This window comes from Knoellia subterranea KCTC 19937, from assembly GCF_000768685.1.
Lineage (GTDB): Bacteria > Actinomycetota > Actinomycetes > Actinomycetales > Dermatophilaceae > Knoellia > Knoellia subterranea.
This window is the reverse complement of record NZ_AVPK01000002.1, coordinates 53,723-69,540: the sequence shown is the minus strand read 5'-3', so window position 1 is coordinate 69,540 and position 15,818 is coordinate 53,723. Positions and strand designations below refer to the sequence as shown.

Below are 15,818 nucleotides of genomic sequence, written 5' to 3'. Positions count from 1 at the left end.
AATTCAGTTCCTCAGTTCCTCGGGCAGCTTCGCCTGCTCGCCCGGCACAAGGTTTTCGCGGTTCAGGTCGGTTCCGAGGAGACCGCTCTGGCCACGCGACTTCAGGTCGGCGATGTGCGCGTCGTAGTCCGCACGCGAGACGACCTTGACGTTGAACAGCATCTGGGAGTGGTAGGCCCCGCACAACTCGGCGCACTTGCCCTTGAAGGTGCCTTCCTGGGTCGGCACGACCTGGAACTTGTTGACCTTGCCCGGGAGCATGTCGAGCTTCTGGAGGAACTGCGGCACCCAGAACGAGTGGATGACGTCACGCGACGTGAGGACGAACTCGACCCGCTCGTTGACGGGGAGGTACATCGTCGGGATGGTCTCCTCGGCGCCGGGCTTCCCGGTCATGATCGCCTGGGTGCCGACCTCGTGGGCGTTGTCCTCGACGTAGTTGAAGTCCCAGCTCCACTGCTTGCCGACGACGTTGACGGTGACGTCCGGCTCCTTGCTCGTGTCCATGAGCGCCGACTGGTCACGCGCCGTGTAGTAGAAGAAGACCGCGATCATGAAGATCGGGATGATCGTGTAGAGGATCTCGAGCGGCACGTTGTAGCGCAACTGAACCGGCAGCTCGTTGTCGTCACGACGGCGGCGGTAGGCGACGACACACCACGCCATGAGGCCCCACACGAGGGCACCGACGGCGAGGAGGGAGATCCACCCGCCGATCCACAGGACGCGCACGCGCTCGGAGTTCTCGGTCACGCCGTGCGGCAGGAACCCGTCCTTGAACTCACCGAGTTCGCACCCGCTGAGCGCCAGCATCGCCCCGACCGCGACGATGGCCCATGTGGCCAGTCTGCGGCCGCGCGAGCGGCTGTTGAAGTGGCCGGTCTGAGGCACCGTGGCACCCTCCTGCGTCGTCTGCTCGAACACGGTCAAACACTAGTGCATGGTGTGGAACTTCGAAGGGACGGGGGGCGTTACGGTCATGGCGTGCTGGACGCCACCCGCAGCCCGCTTCATCCCGCCGCGCGCGAGACGCTTCTCGCGGCGCTCGATGCGGGGTGGGCCGACCCTCGCCGGCTCCATCGGGAGGGTCGGCGGGCCCGGCACCTCCTCGATCGCGCGCGCGAGAGTCTGGCCGCCTCGCTGGGGGCTCGTCCGGACGAGGTGAGCTTCCACCCGAGTGCCGAACACGCGCTCCGGATCGGGGTCGCCGGTCTGCTCCACGGGCGGCGCCGCGCGGGCCGTGGCCTCCTCACGTCCGCCGTCGACCGGGCCGTGCTGCTCCACGAGGCCCATGAGGCGGATCCCGGGCGCACGCCGCTGCCCGTGGACGGGCTCGGCCGGGTCGATCTGGCTGCCCTTCGATCCGCCCTGCAGTCGGGCGGCCCTACGGCCGCCGTCGCGATCCAGCAGGCCAATGGAGAGGTCGGCACCACCCAGCCCCTCGAGCAGATCCTTGACGTATGCCGGTCAGCGCGCCTTCCGCTGCTGGTCGACGGCACGTCGTCCCTGGGGCGGGTGGACACACCTTCGGCCCATGACGTCCTCGTCGGCGACGCCGCCACGGTCGCGGGGCCGCCACTGGGCGTCCTCGTCGTGCGCACGGGCACGCGGTTCGATCCGCCGGGGCCGCGCTGGGAGCCCGAGCACGGCCGGGAGCCGGCAGATCCGTGGGTTCCGCTCGCCCTGGCGGCGGCGGAGGCCTGGCAACAGGCCGAGCATGCCCGCGAGGTCGAGGCCGCCGCGGCACGCGAGTTGGTCGACCGCATCCGGGCGGCCGCGTCGGCGGTGCCGGACGTCGACGTGGTCGGCGATCCGACGGACCGACTCCCCCACGTCGTGACCTTCAGCGCGCTCTATGTCGACGGTGAGAGCCTGGTCGACGCCCTCGATCGGCGCGGTGTGCTCGTCGCGTCCGGATCAGCCTGCACCTCCAGCCGCCTCGAGCCGAGTCACGTCCTGGCCGCCATGGGCGCCCTCACCCACGGCAATGTGCGGGTGACCCTCCCCTTGGCCAGCGTCTCCCCGGAGCGCGAGCGTGACGTCGAGACACTGTGCCGCGAGCTCGGCACCGTGGTGCGTGAGATCCGAGCCCGTCTCGGAGCCGATGACCTGTGAGCCCCGACCTCGACGCGCGCGGCCTCAAGTGCCCCCTGCCGGTGATCCGTCTCGCTCGTCTGGCCCGCGAACTTCCCTCTGGCACAACGCTGCTCGTCCTGGCAGATGATCCTGCGGCCGAGTCCGACATTCCGGCCTGGGCCCGGATGCGCGGGCACTCGGTGACGCTGGAGCGGGACGGCGAGCACACGGCATACACCGTCGTTCTCGGCTGACGATCAGTCTCCGAAACGCACCTGCGGCGCCTGCAACGCCTCGCCGAGCGCAGCGAGGTAGCGCTCCCGCGGCCACTCCACGACCCCGAGCCGCCCCAGGTGCTCGGTCGCCCACTGGACGTCGATGAGCCGGCGACCGTCGCCGTCGGCCGAGACGATGTCGACGAGCGCCGCGAGGGCGACCTTGGAGGCATCCCGGGCCGAGTGGAACATCGACTCGCCGGCGAAGAGTCCACCCACCGCGATGCCGTAGAGGCCACCGACGAGTTCGTCGTCGAGCCAGGTCTCCACGGAGTGCGCCCAGCCGAGGCGGTGCAGTTCGGTGTAGGCCGCGATGACTTCGGCGGTGATCCAGCGCCCCTCGCGCTCGGGATCCGCGCAGCGCCTCATGACGTCGACGAACGCCGTGTCGACGCGGATCTCGAAGCGGGCCCGCGCCTTCTTGAGCGATCGACGCTCGCGGAAGTCGGCAGGCACGAGCACGCCACGCGGCTCGGGAGACCACCACCCGATCGGGCGAGCCCCGTGGTCCCCGAGCCCCATGGGGAAGAGCCCGGCGCGGTAGGCCGCGAGCACGGTGCCCGGTTCGAGGTCGGCCCCGGCTGCCACGAGGTCCTCGTCATCGCTCGGTCGCAGATGACCCAGGGCCCAATCGGTGGGCGGCGGTTCGACGGGAGGGAACGGGACGCTCACGGCCGGTCCGTGCGAGGGGTCAGGGCTTCGCGCAGGTGATGTGCGGCTCGACGTCGGCGGCGGACTCATCGCCGTACGACTGCGCGAGGCGGTCGAGGAAGGCGGCCTTGCCGAGCGTGTATTCCTGCGTGCCGACGGTCTCGAGGACGTAGGTCGCGAGGAGGGAGCCGATCTCGGCGGACCGGCGGTGGGACAGCCCGGCGGACAGGCCCGTGAGGAAGCCGGCACGGAACGCGTCACCGACGCCGGTCGGGTCGGCCCGGTGCGCCTCACCGGCGATGGGGACCTCGATGGGGTCCTCGCCCCGCGTGAAGATCACGGCGCCGTCCTTGCCCTTGGTGATGACGCGGGTGGTCACCTGGGCCTCGATGTCCCTGGCGCTCCAGCCGGTCTTCTGCTCGGTGAGGTGCGCTTCGTACTCGTTGGTGAAGAGGTAGTCCGCCCCCTCGATGAGCTGGCGGATGAACGGCCCGTCGGCGAAGGCGAGCTGCTGCGACGGGTCGGCCACGAAGGTCAGCCCACGGCTGCGGCACTCCTCGGTGTGCCGCAGCATGGCGGCCGGGTCGTTGGCACCGATGAGGACGAGGTCGAGGTGCTCCTGCGAGTCGATCGGGCCGAGCTCGATGAGGCGCGCCTCGCTCATGGCGCCCGCATAGAACGTCGCCATCTGAGCCATGTCGTCGTCGGTCGTGCACACGAACCGCGCGGTGTGCTTGGTCGTCGAGATGAGGACGTGGTCGCAGTCCACGCCGTGCCGCGTCAGCCAACTGCGGTAGTCGGCGAAGTCCTCACCGGCCGCGCCGACGAGCAGGGGTCGCTGGCCCAGTGCCGCCATGCCGAAGCAGATGTTGCCCGCCACTCCCCCTCGGCGAATCTCCAGGGTGTCGGCGAGGAAGCTCACCGAGATCTTGTCGAGCTGCTCGACGACGAGCGAGTCCGCGAAGCGACCCCGGAAGGTCATGAGGTGGTCAGAGGCGATGGATCCCGTCACAGCGATACGCACGGTCGGCAACCTACCCGCTCGGCTCCCGACGGGAGGACACAACACCCGGCAAGCGGACGGCATACCCGACTATCTTTCGTCAGGTACTTGACATTGTTGAGTAGTGGCGAGGAAGGTGGCCTCATGCCCACCCACGACCCGCAAATGCTCAAGGGAGTCCTCGGCCTCCTCCTCCTGAGCATGCTGTCGACCACCGAGAACTACGGCTACGGACTCGTCACCGAGCTGCGCGCCGCGGGGTTCGACGACCTCGCCGAGGGGACCGTCTATCCCGCCCTCACCCGCCTCGAGGGCGCCGGGCTCCTCGCATCCCACCTCGTCCGCAGCGACTCCGGCCCGGCCCGGAAGTACTACGGCATCACCTCGGCCGGCCACGCCGAGCTCACTCACCGTCGGCAGGCGTGGAGCGACCTCGTCCGGTCGGTCTCCGTCGCCACCACACCTCAGCAGGCAGGGGAAACCGCATGAGCCTCATCGACCGAATCCGCACCGAAACCGCCATCCTCCGCTACGACTTCTGGCTCGAGATGCGCGGCGTCAACGGCCCACGACGGCGCGACCTGCGCCGGGAACTGCGCGCCAACCTCAGCGAGGCCACGGCCGACATCGGCGCCACCCGAGCGCTTTTCGGCATCGGCTCCCCCAAGGAGCTCGCGTATGCCGCGACCGAGACGGACCCGTCCCGCCCCCGCTGGTCCCAGGGCAGCATCTGGGCCGGAGCCGTCTTCCTCATCCTCGCCCTGTGGATGGCGCTCACCTCCCTCACGGTCATCCAGACCGCCGAGGCCGCCGGGGTCGCCTCCCCCGTGTCGGTGCACCCGTTCCCGTGGTGGGGCACGACCTTCACGGCGCAGTCATCCCCGGGCACCCTCGAGGCCGGCGTGACGGCGCCGTGGCAGCTCATCGTCGGGCCGCTCCTGACGTTCCTGCTGGTCGCCCAGCCCTGGCGTCGCCTGCGCAGCCGTCAGCCCTTGTCGGTCGCCGACTGACGGAGCAGAGTGCCTGACATGGACACACCTCAGTGGCAGGACGCGGACTACACCGGCCTGCGGGCCATGTTCTTCAACTGCACGCTCAAACGCTCACCCGAGACGAGCCACACGCAGGGCCTCATCGACGTGAGCACCGCGATCATGGAGAAGCACGGCGTGGAGGTCGAGGTCCTCCGACCGATCGACCACGACATCGCCACCGGCGTCTATCCGGACATGACCGAGCACGGCTGGGAGAGCGACGCCTGGCCCGAGATCTTCGAGCGGGTCCGGGCCAGCGACATCCTCGTCATCGCCGGCCCCATCTGGCTCGGCGACAACTCCAGCGTCACCAAACAGGTCATCGAGCGGCTGTACGCCATGAGCGCTATGAAGAACGGCCGCGGGCAGTACATCTACTACGGCAAGGTCGGCGGCACGATCATCACCGGCAACGAGGACGGCATCAAGCACTGCGCCTCCAACATCCTCTACAGCCTCCAGCACCTCGGCTGCTCCATTCCGCCCAACGCCGACGCCGGGTGGATCGGTGAGGCGGGTCCGGGCCCGTCCTACCTCGACCCGAACAGCGGCGGGCCGCAGAACGAGTTCACCCAGCGCAACACGACCTTCATGACGTGGAACCTCATGCACCTGGCCTGGATGCTGCGCAAGGCAGGCGGGTTCCCCGCCGGTGGCAACGAACGCACCAAGTGGGACCAGGGTGCGAACTTCGACCACCCCAACCCCGAGTACCGCTGAGGCAAGCGACCCGCCTGCGCGATCGGACGGCATACCGAGAGCCACATGCGAAAGGGCCCCTCACCGCCGTGGTGAGGGGCCCTTTCGTATGCCGCGTGGCTCGGTCAGCTGAACGAGTCGCCGCAGGCGCAGGAGCTGCCCGCGTTGGGGTTGTCGATGGTGAAGCCCTGCTTCTCGATGGTGTCGGAGAAGTCGATCGTGGCGCCCTCGAGGTAGGGGCTGCTCATGCGGTCGACGACAACTTCGACACCGTCGAAGTCGCGGACGAGGTCACCGTCGAGGCTGCGCTCGTCGAAGTAGAGCTGGTAGATCAGGCCGGAGCAGCCGCCGGGCTGGACGCCCACGCGGAGGCGGAGGTCGTCGCGGCCCTCCTGCTCGAGGAGCGAGCGGACCTTGCCAGCGGCGAGGTCCGTGAGGAGAACGCCGTGCGCGGGCGCATCTTCAACGGTGGCCGCGGGGCTCGTCTGCGGGGTCGTGTCGAGCTCGGTCATGAGGTGACTCCTGTGCTGCGTCGGGGCTCGGGATGGTCTGTGGTGGTGCATCAGGCGCAACTGCTGGCAGCCGCGTTCTGTTCCCGAGACCTCTTCAGGATACGTCCCCTCGTCGGATTCACCGAGCAGGGGACCACGTGCGGGCGACGCGGGCCGCCCGCGCTCGCAGGGTCCCTACGGGATCGAGCAGGGCGGCGTCGACCTCGGCGGGTGCCTCGGCGACGGCGTAGGTGCCGCTGATCCCGAGCCCCATCGTTTCGCGCCGGCCCACCATGACCTGCCCGGCGAGGACGATGCTCGGCAGACCCGCCTCGAGGGCAGCCATCGCGACACCGGCGGCGACCTTGCCGTCGAGGCTCTGCCAGTCGAAGGTGCCCTCCCCCGTCACGACGAGGTCCGATCGGCGCACGACGTCGTGGAACCCGACCGCGTCGAGCACCAGCTCGACCCCGCTGACGCGTCGCCCACCGAGGAGGAAGAGGGCGTAGCCGAGTCCACCGGCCGCCCCGGCTCCGGGCTCACGATCGAGCCGCCGCGGACCGCCACTCAGGAGGTCCAACGGCACCGGGAGGGTGCGGGCGACGATCTCGGTGAAGCGGCCGAGCGCCCCCTCGAGCTCCTGCGCGAGTTCCGGGGTGGCGCCCTTCTGCGGTCCGAAGACGGCGCTGGCCCCCTTGAAGCCGAGGAGCGGATTCTCGACGTCCGTGGCCACGACCAGGTCGACCCCTGCGAACTGTTCGCGGGCCGCAAGCAGGCCGCTGAGCGCGTCGTCGGGGGCCTTGGCCAGGGCGCTCCCTCCCCGCGCGAGGTGCTCTGCCGGGCCCGCCCCGAGCGCCGCCAGCAGTCCTGCGCCGCCGTCGTTGGTCCCACTCCCACCGAGCCCGACGACGATGCGCTGCGGCGAGTGCTCCAGCGCGGCCGCGAGCAGTTGCCCGACGCCCCACGTGCTCGTGACCGCCGGGTTCCGCTCCTCGGGCGCGAGGAGGTGCAGGCCTGCGGCCTGAGCCGATTCGACGTATGCCGTCCGCTCGCCCTCCACGTCGACGACGAGGATCGCTGCGGGCACCTCCCGCCCCAGGGGGTCGCTCACGGTGAGGGCCACCGTCTCGCCGCTCAGTGCTCCGGCGAGCACGTCGAGGAAGCCGGGCCCGCCGTCCGACAGCGGCAGGAGGGTCAGGGTGTCGTGCGGCGCCGTGTCGTGCCAGCCGGCTGCCATCGCCTCCGCGGCCTGGGTGGCCGTGAGGGTTCCGGTGAAACAGTCTGGGGCGAGGACGACGTGCACGCAGGAACGCTAGCGCGTCCGTTGGCACGGCGAAGGGCCGGCCACACGTGGTGGCCGGCCCTCTGCCGTGCTGTTCAATTGTGTCGATCCACGGTCCCGGACCTGTGATCAGAACCGGATCTGTGACCGGAACCGGTCCTGGCGATCAGGACGGGTGGACCATCGTCAGGACAGGTCGCCGTGACCGTGGTCGTGGTCGTGCAGACCGCCACCGCCCTCGGTGCCGGCGCCGACCGGCGTGCCGTCGACGTGCTGCCCGGGAGGTGAGGCCGGACGACCCTTGCCACCGTTGACGTCCGCCGTGCTCATCGCGTAGGTCACCACGGCGTGTGCGATGGCGTCGGAGTTCTCGTCGATCGCGGACTCGTTGACGTTGGCGAGCGTGTCGCAGGCCTGGTGATAGCAGACGTCGTACGCGACGCCGGCCTGACCGCCGAAGACTGCTGCCTGCTGGGCCGTCTTGACGCCCTCGGCACCGGTGAAGAGGCCACCGGCAGGGATGCCCTGCTCGATGAACGGCCCGTAGTCACTGCGTCCCGAGAACGGCGTCTCCTCCGACGTGAGGTTCGCCGAGGCGAAGTAGTCGTGGAAGAGGTCCTCGATCGCGCCGGAACCGGCGGGTCCCTCGGCGGCGCTCGGGCCGACGGGGAAGCGCGAGTTGTCGCCGTCGTAGACGAACCGGACGTAGTTCGGAGAACCGACCATGTCGAAGTTCAGGTACAGGCCGATGTCGGCCAGACCCTCCGGGTCGTTGGCGACGAGGTCGGCGACGTAGTGCTCGGAGCCCAGGAGGCCGAGCTCCTCGGCGCCCCACCACGCGAAGCGCACCTTGTTCTTGGGCGCGACCTTGGCGAACTGCTCGGCGACCTCGAGGATGGCTGCGCTGCCGCTGCCGTTGTCGTTGATGCCCGGGCCCTCGACGACGCTGTCGAGGTGCGCGCCGGCCATGACGACGTTGTCCGGGTTGCCCTTGGCCGTCTCGGCGAAGACGTTCCACGTCGTGCGGATGGCCGACTCGGTCTCGGTGCCGATCCGAAGGACGATCCCGGGCGTCGAGGCGATCTCGGCGCCGACCTCGTAGCTCGTACCGAGGACGGGGATCGTGACGTCCGGAGCGCCGAGCGTGCCCGCGATGACATCGGTCCGACCGGGCTGGCCCTCGTTCATGATCACGACGGCCGAGGCGCCGGCGGCCTGGGCATTGACGGCCTTCTCGCCGAAGGTGCACGTGCCGCGCTGGATGAGGGCGATGTTGCCGGCCGGGAAGCCGGCGAACTCCGCCGCGGAGCAGCCGGAGACCGTGGCCCCGGCAGGGTTGGTCTGCGGGATGGTGAGGCTGACGTTCGTGACCGCGGCCGTCACCTGACCCGAGCCCGAGTACGTCATCGACGCGAACTCGGTGCCGTTGGCGTAGGTCTTCGCGGTGGGCGAGACCTGGGCCATCGTCGCTTCGGACAGCTCGCGGTAGAAGGGGAACTCGAACGCTTGGACGGTCGGCGAGTAGCCCGCCGCCTCGAGGCGGTCCACGACGTAGTCGCGTGATGCGGCGTAGCCCGGCGTGCCCGATGCCCGGGTGCCGTCGTGGGCGTCGGCGATGCCCTGAAGGTTTTCCAGATGTTCCATGACGCCGGCCGTGGTGACGGCCTTGCGCAGCTTGGCGGAGGTGTTGTTGGCGGGATCTGCTCCAGCCGGCGCCGAGGCCGCCAGCACGAGGGCAGTTCCACCAGCCGCTGCTCCGAGACGGAGCCACAGGGCGCGGGTAAGGTCCTGTTTCTTCACGGTTGTGCCTTTCGGGGATGGCCACCTGCCCCATTGCAGGTGGTCTCTCGGTTCGTGCGAGACGAACCACGGCCACCGTAGAGGGCAGAACGACCCCGCAACAGGTTTGGGAGCAAAGCTGATCCCCGAAACCACCCGCCCGCCGGCTTCGGGGCGCGGACCACGAGCGGGACCCACCGGCATACGATCGGTTCGTGACGACCACGCCTGCTGCCCCACTCCCCCTCCTCGTCCTCGGTCAGGGCCGCGACCTGCGCACCGAGCGCGGCGTCGAGTGCCCCGGCGACCTTCCCGCACCGTCGGACCCTGACCTGGTGGCGCGTGCCCGCGCGGCCAAGGCGGCTCTCGGTGACAAGGTCTTCGTTCTGGGTCACCACTACCAGCGCAACGAGGTCATCGAGTTCGCCGACGTCACGGGTGACTCGTTCAAGCTCGCCAAGGAGGCGGCTGCTCGACCCGACGCCCCGTGGATCGTCTTCTGCGGCGTGCACTTCATGGCCGAGTCCGCCGACATCCTCACGAGCGACGAGCAGACCGTGATCCTGCCCGACCTCGCCGCCGGCTGCTCGATGGCCGACATGGCCGCGATCGCCCAGGTCGAGGACTGCTGGGAGCAGCTCGTCGAGGCCGGCGTGGCTGACCAGGTCGTCCCCGTGACCTACATGAACTCGTCGGCAGCGATCAAGGCCTTCACCGGTCGTCACGGCGGGACGGTCTGCACGTCCTCCAACGCGAAGACCGCGCTCACGTGGGCCCTGGACGAGAAGGGCGGCGTCGACGGCAAGGGCAAGGTGCTCTTCCTGCCCGACCAGCACCTCGGTCGCAACACGTGGGCCCGCGACCTCGGCGGGTCGCTCGAGGACTGCGTCGTGTGGGATCCGCACCGTCCCATGGGCGGCCTGACGGTCGAGGAGCTGCAGGCAGCCCGCATGATCCTGTGGCGCGGCCACTGCTCGGTCCACGGTCGCTTCTCGGTCGAGGCCGTCGAGGCGGCGCGGGCCGAGATCCCCGACGTCAAGGTCATCGTCCACCCCGAGTGCCGGCACGAGGTCGTCGAGCTCGCCGACGAGGTCGGCTCGACCGAGAAGATCATCAAGACGATCGCTGCTGCACCGGACGGGACCGCGTGGGCCGTCGGCACCGAGCTCAACCTCGTGCAGCGCCTCGCCCAGGAGTTCCCGAAGCAGCGGATCGCGTTCCTCGAGAAGAACGTCTGCTACTGCTCGACGATGAACCGCATCGACCTCCCGCATCTCGTGTGGGCGCTCGAGTCGCTCGTCGAGGGTCGCGTCGTCAACCCGATCCGTGTGGACGAGCAGGTGGCGGCCGACGCGCGCCGGGCGCTCGACCAGATGCTCGCGCTCCCGGGCGAGACGTCGAAGGACTGACCACGTCTGCGCCGGTCGCGCGACCGGCGCAGAAGTTCGTGACCGGCGCTCGCATGCGGACGCCGGTCACCAATCGGTGCGCCGGTCGCGCGACCGGCGCAGTTGTTGGTGGGCCCTGAGGCTCAGACCTGGATGAGTCCGTCCGCGCCGACGTGCGGGTTGTGCGCCGTCGGCACGCGCTCACCCTCGGGTGGCGGGCCGGGAGGCGTGCCGTCGCCGAACGGGCGTCCACCCAGGGACTCGCGCCCGTGCGCCGTCGCCCAACCCGACAGGTCCGGGCCCTGCGGCACGACGCCCGTCGGGTTCACGTCCCGGTGCACTTCGTAGTAGTGGCTCTTGATGTGGGTGAAGTCGGTCGTGTCGCCGAACCCGGGCGTCTGGAAGAGATCGCGCGCGTAGGCCCACAGCACCGGCATCTCCGTGAGCTTGGTGCGGTTGCACTTGAAGTGGCCGTGGTAGACCGCGTCGAACCGCGCCAGGGTCGTGAAGAGCCGGACGTCGGCCTCGGTGATCGTGTCGCCGACGAGGTAGCGCTGGGTCGCCAGCCGCTCCTCGAGCCAGTCGAGTGCGGTGAAGAGCCGTTCGTATGCCGCGTCGTACGCCTTCTGCGTCCCGGCGAACCCGCAGCGGTAGACGCCGTTGTTGACCTCGGTGTAGACGCGCTTGTTGACCTCGTCGATGTCGGCGCGCAGGTGCTCCGGATAGAGCTGTGGCGCCCCGTCGCGGTGGAACTCCGACCACTCCGTCGAGAAGTCGATCGTGATCTGCGGGAAGTTGTTGGTCACGACTCCCCCGCTGGGCACGTCGACCATCGCCGGCACGGTGATGCCCTTGGGGTAGTCCGGGAACCGGCGCAGGTAGGCGTCCTTGATGCGCGGGATACGCAGCACCGGGTCCACGCCGCCGGGGTCGAGATCAAAGGTCCACGAGTCGGCGTCGTGCGTCGGCCCGCAGATCCCCATCGAGATCGCGTCCTCGAGACCGAGGAGGCGTCGCACGATGATGGCGCGGTTGGCCCACGGGCAGGCCCGCGCGACGACGAGGCGGTAGCGCCCCGCCTCCACCGGCCACGTCTCGCTGTCGCGGGTGATCCGGTCCTCGATGTATGCCGTGTCGCGCTGGTAGTCCGCCTCGACGTAGGTGCCCTGGCGGTTCGCCGTGGTGCCGTCCGTGGACATCGTCGCCTCCCGCCTCAGTCCCGGGGCATGGCGCCGAGCCGCGCGAAGAGCGAAGCCTCGGCGACACAGACGTTCTCGAACTCGCCGAGGTGCAGGGACTCGTTCGCGCCGTGGGCGCGGGTGTCCGGGTCCTCGACACCCGTCACGAGGATCGCGGCATCGGGGAAGCGCTCGGCGAAGGCGGCAACGAACGGGATCGACCCGCCGACACCGATGTCGACCGGCTCCTTGCCCCACGCATCGGCGAAGGCCGCACGGGCCTGGTCGTAGACGGGACCGCTCGCGTCCGCGGCGAAGCCCGAGCCCTGGTCGTCGAGCGTGATCTCCACCTTCGCGCCCCACGGGGCGTTGTCACGCAGGTGCTTCTCAAGGGCCGCAAAGGCGTCAGCAGGGTTCTCGTCAGCGGCGATTCGCATGGAGAGCTTGGCCGACGCCGACGGCACCAAGGTGTTGGACGACTTCTCGACGGACGGGGCGTTGATCCCGATCGTCGTGAGCGACGGCTTGGTCCACATGCGAGAGAGGAGCGGGCCCGAACCGATCGTCGAGACGCCGTCGAGGAGTCCGGACTCCTCGCGCAGGCGCTCCTCGGAGAAGTCGAGGTCGGCCGCCTCGCCCGACTTGAGCCCGGCGAGGGCCACGTTGCCCTCGTCGTCGTGGAGGGTTGCGATGAGACGAACGAGGGCCGTGATCGCGTCGGGTACGGCCCCACCGAACATGCCCGAGTGGATGCCGTGGTCGAGCGTCGTCACCGTGACGACGACGCGCACGAGGCCGCGCAGCGTCGTCGTGAGGGCCGGGGTGCCAATGTCCCAGTTCATCGAGTCCGCGAGAACGATGGCGTCCGCCCGCAACTTGTCGCCGTGGCGCTCGAGGATCGTCATGAGCGAGTCCGAGCCGATCTCCTCCTCGCCCTCGACGAAGACGGTGACGCCGACGGGGAGCCGCCCCTTGTGGGCACGCAGTGCGGCGATGTGGGCCATGATCCCGGCCTTGTCGTCAGCCGCGCCGCGACCGTAGAGACGACCATCGCGCTCGGTCGGCTCGAACGGTGCCGAGTCCCAGTCCGCGTCGTCTCCGGGCGGCTGCACATCGTGGTGGGCATAGAGCATGACCGTGGGAGCACCCTTGGGTCCGTCGAGGTGGCCGATGACGGCGGGCGCGCCACCCTCACGCACGATCTCGACGTCGAGCCCCTCGGCGCGCAACAGGTCAGCGGTCGCCTCGGCCGACGCGTCGACGTGGCTCTGGTCGAATGCGGGCAGCGAGACGCTCGGGATCCGGGTGAGGTTCTCGAGGTCGGCCCGCAGCTGGGGCATGAGCGCGCGGACGGTCTCGCGCAGCTCCGGGAGCTCGGTCAGGGCAGCCGTGTTGGTGGTGTCGGTCACGTCGCCGACCCTACCCAGCCCTTCGCGAAGGTGAGGACGGTGTGGGGGACCCAGCCGTCCGGCATACACTCAGTCGGTGTTCGGACGCAGCAAGACCACCAACGAAGAGCTCACGGAGCAGGCGACGCAGCCTGCCCGCGATGGGGCCAAGAACCGCCCGACGCCCAAGCGGCGCGACCAGGAGGCGGCCCGCAAGCAGCCTCTCGTCGTGACCGACCGCAAGGCGGCGCGCAACGCCGACCGCGCCAAGCGTCGCGAACAGATGGCCAAGCAGCGCCAGGCCATGCTCACCGGCGACGAGTCGGCCCTGCCCGCCCGCGACAAGGGTCCGGTCAAGCGGTTCATCCGCGACTACATCGACGCGCGGTGGGGCATCGCCGAGTTCATGCTTCCGGTCATGCTCATCGTGCTGGCGCTGTCGTTCGTTCGTCAGCCGTGGGCGATGCTCATCGTGTTCGTCCTCGTCTACGGCCTGATCGCCGCCGCTGTCGTCGACACCTTCCTCGCGTGGCGCCGGATCAAGAAGAAGCTCGTGGCCAAGTACGGCGACGACGCGGTCCAGCGCGGTGACGGCTTCTACGCGGCGATGCGGTCCTTCCAGATGCGTCGCACCCGTATGCCGCGTCCGGTCGTGAAGCGCGGCGAGTACCCCGGCTAGACCGAGGCAGTCAGACGGACGCGTCGAGCGGCATCGGTCCGTAGACCTTCTCCCCGTCTCGGTGCAGCGTCACGGCACTGACACCGGCGTCCGCCAGCTCACGCCATACCTCGCCGAACCAGTTCTCCGCGTCAGATTGCGTCGGGAAGGCCGTGTCCGTCGTCGGCTCCCCGCTGACGGCGGCACCTTCGGCGTTCTCGTAGGTCCAGGTCCAGGCCTCGGTCATGCTGTCTGCTCCTTCGGTGCGATCTCGACGGTCGGTTCGAGAACGATCTCGGTGGTCAGTGAGTTGGCGATGAAACAGCTCTCGTGCGCCTCGTGCATGAGCTCGTCGAAGCGGCTGACGTCACTGCCCGCGGCCACCAACACCTTGGGGCGCAACGTGATTCGCGTGATTCGCATCGGCACGGAGTCGGCGGGCATGAGCCCCTCGGCGTCGTCGGTGTAGTCGAGCACGTCGAGCCGCGCGGTCGCCGCCACGTGCAGGAACGACAGCAGCTGGCACGAGCTGGCCGCGAGGACGAGGAGCTGTTCGGGGTTGGCGCGGGTCGCGTCACCCCGGAAGTGCGGGTCGGCGCTGAGGGCGAACGGTTCCGTCGCCGGCGGCACCGCAGCGTCATGACTACGCGTGTATGCCGTGTAGCCGCCTCCCGTGGACCCGTCCGAGCCGTCCCACGCGAGGGTGGCGCGGTAGACGTGGTCTCCGCCGTGTGCACCCATGCCGGACGCCTCAGCTCTCGCGGACGCCGACCTCGACGAACGGCGGCTTCGTCACGGTCGCCGGGATCTCGCGCCCGCGGACGTCGATGACGACCTCGTCACCGATGCCGACCGACCGCTCGAGCAGCGCGAGCGCGATGCCCTCCTTGCGAGTCGGGCTGAACGTCCCGGAGGTCACCTCGCCGACGACCTCCCCGTCCTTGAGCACCTGGCAGTGGGCGCGAGGGATGCCGCGGCCCGTCACGACGAGACCTCGGTTCAGGCGCGACGTCTTGGCGGCACGCTGCTCGGCAAGTGCGTCCTTGCCCCAGAAGGTGTCCTTGTCCCAGCCGACCGCCCATGCCGCACCGGCCATGACCGGCGTGATCTCGGTGCTGAGGTCGTTGCCGTGCAGCGGGTAGCCCATCTCGGTGCGGAGGGTGTCGCGCGCGCCGAGACCGGCCGGCATACCCCCCTGATCGGCGACCGCTGAGGCGAGGGCGTCCCACAGGGCGCCCGCGGCGCCCCACGCGGGGACGAGCTCGTAGCCGCGCTCGCCGGTGTAGCCGGTGCGGCAGACGATGACCGGCTGCCCGTCCCACTCGGCCTCGGCGAAGGACATGTAGTCGTGGTCGACGGGCAGGTCGAGCTCGGTGAGCACCTCATCGCTGAGCGGACCCTGGACGGCGAACACGGCATACGCGTCGTGAAGGTTCTCGACCTCGATGCCCTCCGGCGCGGCGGCGCGCAGCATGTCGACCACCGTCGCCGTGTTGGCGGCGTTGGGGATCAGGAACACGTCGTCCTCACTGCGCACGTAGGCGATGAGGTCGTCCACGACACCACCGTCGTCCTGGCAACAGAGCGTGTATTGCGCCTGGCCCGGACCGACGCGGCGCAGGTCGTTGGTGAGGCACGAGTTGACGAAGTCGAAGGCGCTGAGGTCACCGGAACGACCGCTGACCCGGGCCTTGCCGAGGTGACTCACGTCGAAGAGGCCGACGCGCTCGCGGACCGCCGTGTGCTCCGCGACGACACCACCGCCGGGGTACTCGATCGGCATCTCCCACCCACCGAAGTCGGCCATCTTGGCGCCGAGCGCGACGTGGCGGTCATGGACGGGAGAGTGCAACAGATCGGTCATGTCGGAACCGTATCGCGGGGGTGTGATCCAGGTCGCGACTAGGGTGCGGGGC

Annotated in this window: 18 protein-coding genes; 7 read left to right on the top strand and 11 right to left on the bottom strand. The window is 69.7% G+C overall.

Annotated features, from left to right (window positions below; translation table 11 throughout):
• Positions 1 to 3: 3 nt before the first annotated feature.
• Positions 4 to 924 (bottom strand): aa3-type cytochrome oxidase subunit II, encoded by a 921-nt coding sequence (gene ctaC / locus N803_RS03810; RefSeq protein ID WP_052111736.1) that lies wholly within the window; start codon positions 922 to 924, stop codon positions 4 to 6.
• A gap of 60 nt (positions 925 to 984) precedes the next feature.
• On the opposite strand from ctaC, the gene N803_RS03805 reads away from it, so the two are divergent.
• Together N803_RS03805 and N803_RS03800 are read left to right on the top strand one after the other, a co-directional pair.
• Positions 985 to 2,115 carry a cysteine desulfurase family protein gene (locus N803_RS03805; RefSeq protein ID WP_035902837.1) on the top strand — a complete coding sequence of 377 codons (1,131 nt, stop codon included), beginning with the start codon at positions 985 to 987 and terminating at the stop codon, positions 2,113 to 2,115.
• On the top strand, positions 2,112 to 2,330 hold the full coding sequence (locus tag N803_RS03800) for a sulfurtransferase TusA family protein (protein WP_035902836.1): 219 nt from the start codon (positions 2,112 to 2,114) through the stop codon (positions 2,328 to 2,330). The genes N803_RS03805 and N803_RS03800 overlap by 4 nt, the downstream gene beginning before the upstream one ends.
• A 3-nt stretch (positions 2,331 to 2,333) precedes the next feature.
• Here N803_RS03800 and aat read toward each other — a convergent pair whose 3' ends face one another.
• Positions 2,334 to 3,023: a leucyl/phenylalanyl-tRNA--protein transferase gene (gene aat / locus N803_RS03795; RefSeq protein WP_035902835.1), complete on the bottom strand. Its 690-nt coding sequence runs from the start codon at positions 3,021 to 3,023 to the stop codon at positions 2,334 to 2,336.
• Between the two features lie 19 nt (positions 3,024 to 3,042).
• A complete protein-coding gene (locus N803_RS03790; RefSeq protein WP_035902834.1) occupies positions 3,043 to 4,026 on the bottom strand; it encodes a carbohydrate kinase family protein in 984 nt (327 codons plus the stop codon).
• A 123-nt stretch (positions 4,027 to 4,149) separates the two neighbouring features.
• Between N803_RS03790 and N803_RS03785 the strand changes: the two genes are divergently transcribed.
• The 3 genes from N803_RS03785 to N803_RS03775 are packed head-to-tail and all read left to right on the top strand — an operon-like array spanning position 4,150 to position 5,759.
• Entirely contained in the window at positions 4,150 to 4,494 is a 345-nt protein-coding gene (locus N803_RS03785; RefSeq protein WP_035902833.1) for a PadR family transcriptional regulator, read from the top strand.
• Positions 4,491 to 5,015, top strand: a complete 525-nt coding sequence (locus tag N803_RS03780; protein WP_035902832.1) for a hypothetical protein — start codon at positions 4,491 to 4,493, stop codon at positions 5,013 to 5,015. Before N803_RS03785 ends, N803_RS03780 begins: the two co-directional genes overlap by 4 nt.
• An 18-nt stretch (positions 5,016 to 5,033) precedes the next feature.
• Positions 5,034 to 5,759 (top strand): flavodoxin family protein, encoded by a 726-nt coding sequence (locus N803_RS03775; RefSeq protein ID WP_035902830.1) that lies wholly within the window; start codon positions 5,034 to 5,036, stop codon positions 5,757 to 5,759.
• Positions 5,760 to 5,863: 104 nt separating this feature from the next.
• Here N803_RS03775 and N803_RS03770 read toward each other — a convergent pair whose 3' ends face one another.
• From N803_RS03770 to N803_RS03760, 3 genes are all read right to left on the bottom strand, one after another.
• Positions 5,864 to 6,250 carry a HesB/IscA family protein gene (locus N803_RS03770; protein ID WP_035902829.1) on the bottom strand — a complete coding sequence of 129 codons (387 nt, stop codon included), beginning with the start codon at positions 6,248 to 6,250 and terminating at the stop codon, positions 5,864 to 5,866.
• A 118-nt stretch (positions 6,251 to 6,368) separates the two neighbouring features.
• Positions 6,369 to 7,532 carry a glycerate kinase family protein gene (locus N803_RS03765; protein ID WP_035902828.1) on the bottom strand — a complete coding sequence of 388 codons (1,164 nt, stop codon included), beginning with the start codon at positions 7,530 to 7,532 and terminating at the stop codon, positions 6,369 to 6,371.
• Positions 7,533 to 7,697: 165 nt separating this feature from the next.
• Positions 7,698 to 9,311: a M28 family metallopeptidase gene (locus N803_RS03760; RefSeq protein WP_052111733.1), complete on the bottom strand. Its 1,614-nt coding sequence runs from the start codon at positions 9,309 to 9,311 to the stop codon at positions 7,698 to 7,700.
• A gap of 194 nt (positions 9,312 to 9,505) precedes the next feature.
• On the opposite strand from N803_RS03760, the gene nadA reads away from it, so the two are divergent.
• The gene (gene nadA, locus N803_RS03755; protein ID WP_035902825.1) at positions 9,506 to 10,699 is read left to right on the top strand and encodes a quinolinate synthase NadA; all 1,194 of its coding nucleotides are present in this window, start codon (positions 9,506 to 9,508) and stop codon (positions 10,697 to 10,699) included.
• Between the two features lie 122 nt (positions 10,700 to 10,821).
• Here the strand turns inward: nadA and N803_RS03750 are convergent, their stop codons facing one another.
• Together N803_RS03750 and N803_RS03745 are read right to left on the bottom strand one after the other, a co-directional pair.
• Positions 10,822 to 11,877, bottom strand: a complete 1,056-nt coding sequence (locus N803_RS03750) for a glutathione S-transferase family protein (RefSeq protein ID WP_035902824.1) — start codon at positions 11,875 to 11,877, stop codon at positions 10,822 to 10,824.
• Between the two features lie 14 nt (positions 11,878 to 11,891).
• Positions 11,892 to 13,265, bottom strand: a complete 1,374-nt coding sequence (locus N803_RS03745) for a dipeptidase (RefSeq protein ID WP_035902823.1) — start codon at positions 13,263 to 13,265, stop codon at positions 11,892 to 11,894.
• Positions 13,266 to 13,341: 76 nt separating this feature from the next.
• Between N803_RS03745 and N803_RS03740 the strand changes: the two genes are divergently transcribed.
• The gene (locus N803_RS03740; protein WP_035902820.1) at positions 13,342 to 13,923 is read left to right on the top strand and encodes a DUF3043 domain-containing protein; all 582 of its coding nucleotides are present in this window, start codon (positions 13,342 to 13,344) and stop codon (positions 13,921 to 13,923) included.
• Positions 13,924 to 13,933: 10 nt separating this feature from the next.
• Here N803_RS03740 and N803_RS03735 read toward each other — a convergent pair whose 3' ends face one another.
• From N803_RS03735 to gcvT, 3 genes are read right to left on the bottom strand one after another with little or no spacing between them, the layout of a single operon-like run.
• Positions 13,934 to 14,149, bottom strand: coding sequence for a hypothetical protein (locus tag N803_RS03735; RefSeq protein ID WP_035902819.1), 216 nt, complete (start codon positions 14,147 to 14,149; stop codon positions 13,934 to 13,936).
• Complete coding sequence (locus N803_RS03730; RefSeq protein ID WP_035902818.1) at positions 14,146 to 14,643, bottom strand: OsmC family protein; 498 nt, start codon at positions 14,641 to 14,643, stop codon at positions 14,146 to 14,148. Before N803_RS03730 ends, N803_RS03735 begins: the two co-directional genes overlap by 4 nt.
• A gap of 10 nt (positions 14,644 to 14,653) precedes the next feature.
• Positions 14,654 to 15,766 (bottom strand): glycine cleavage system aminomethyltransferase GcvT, encoded by a 1,113-nt coding sequence (gene gcvT / locus N803_RS03725; protein WP_035902817.1) that lies wholly within the window; start codon positions 15,764 to 15,766, stop codon positions 14,654 to 14,656.
• Between the last annotated feature and the right edge of the window lie 52 nt (positions 15,767 to 15,818).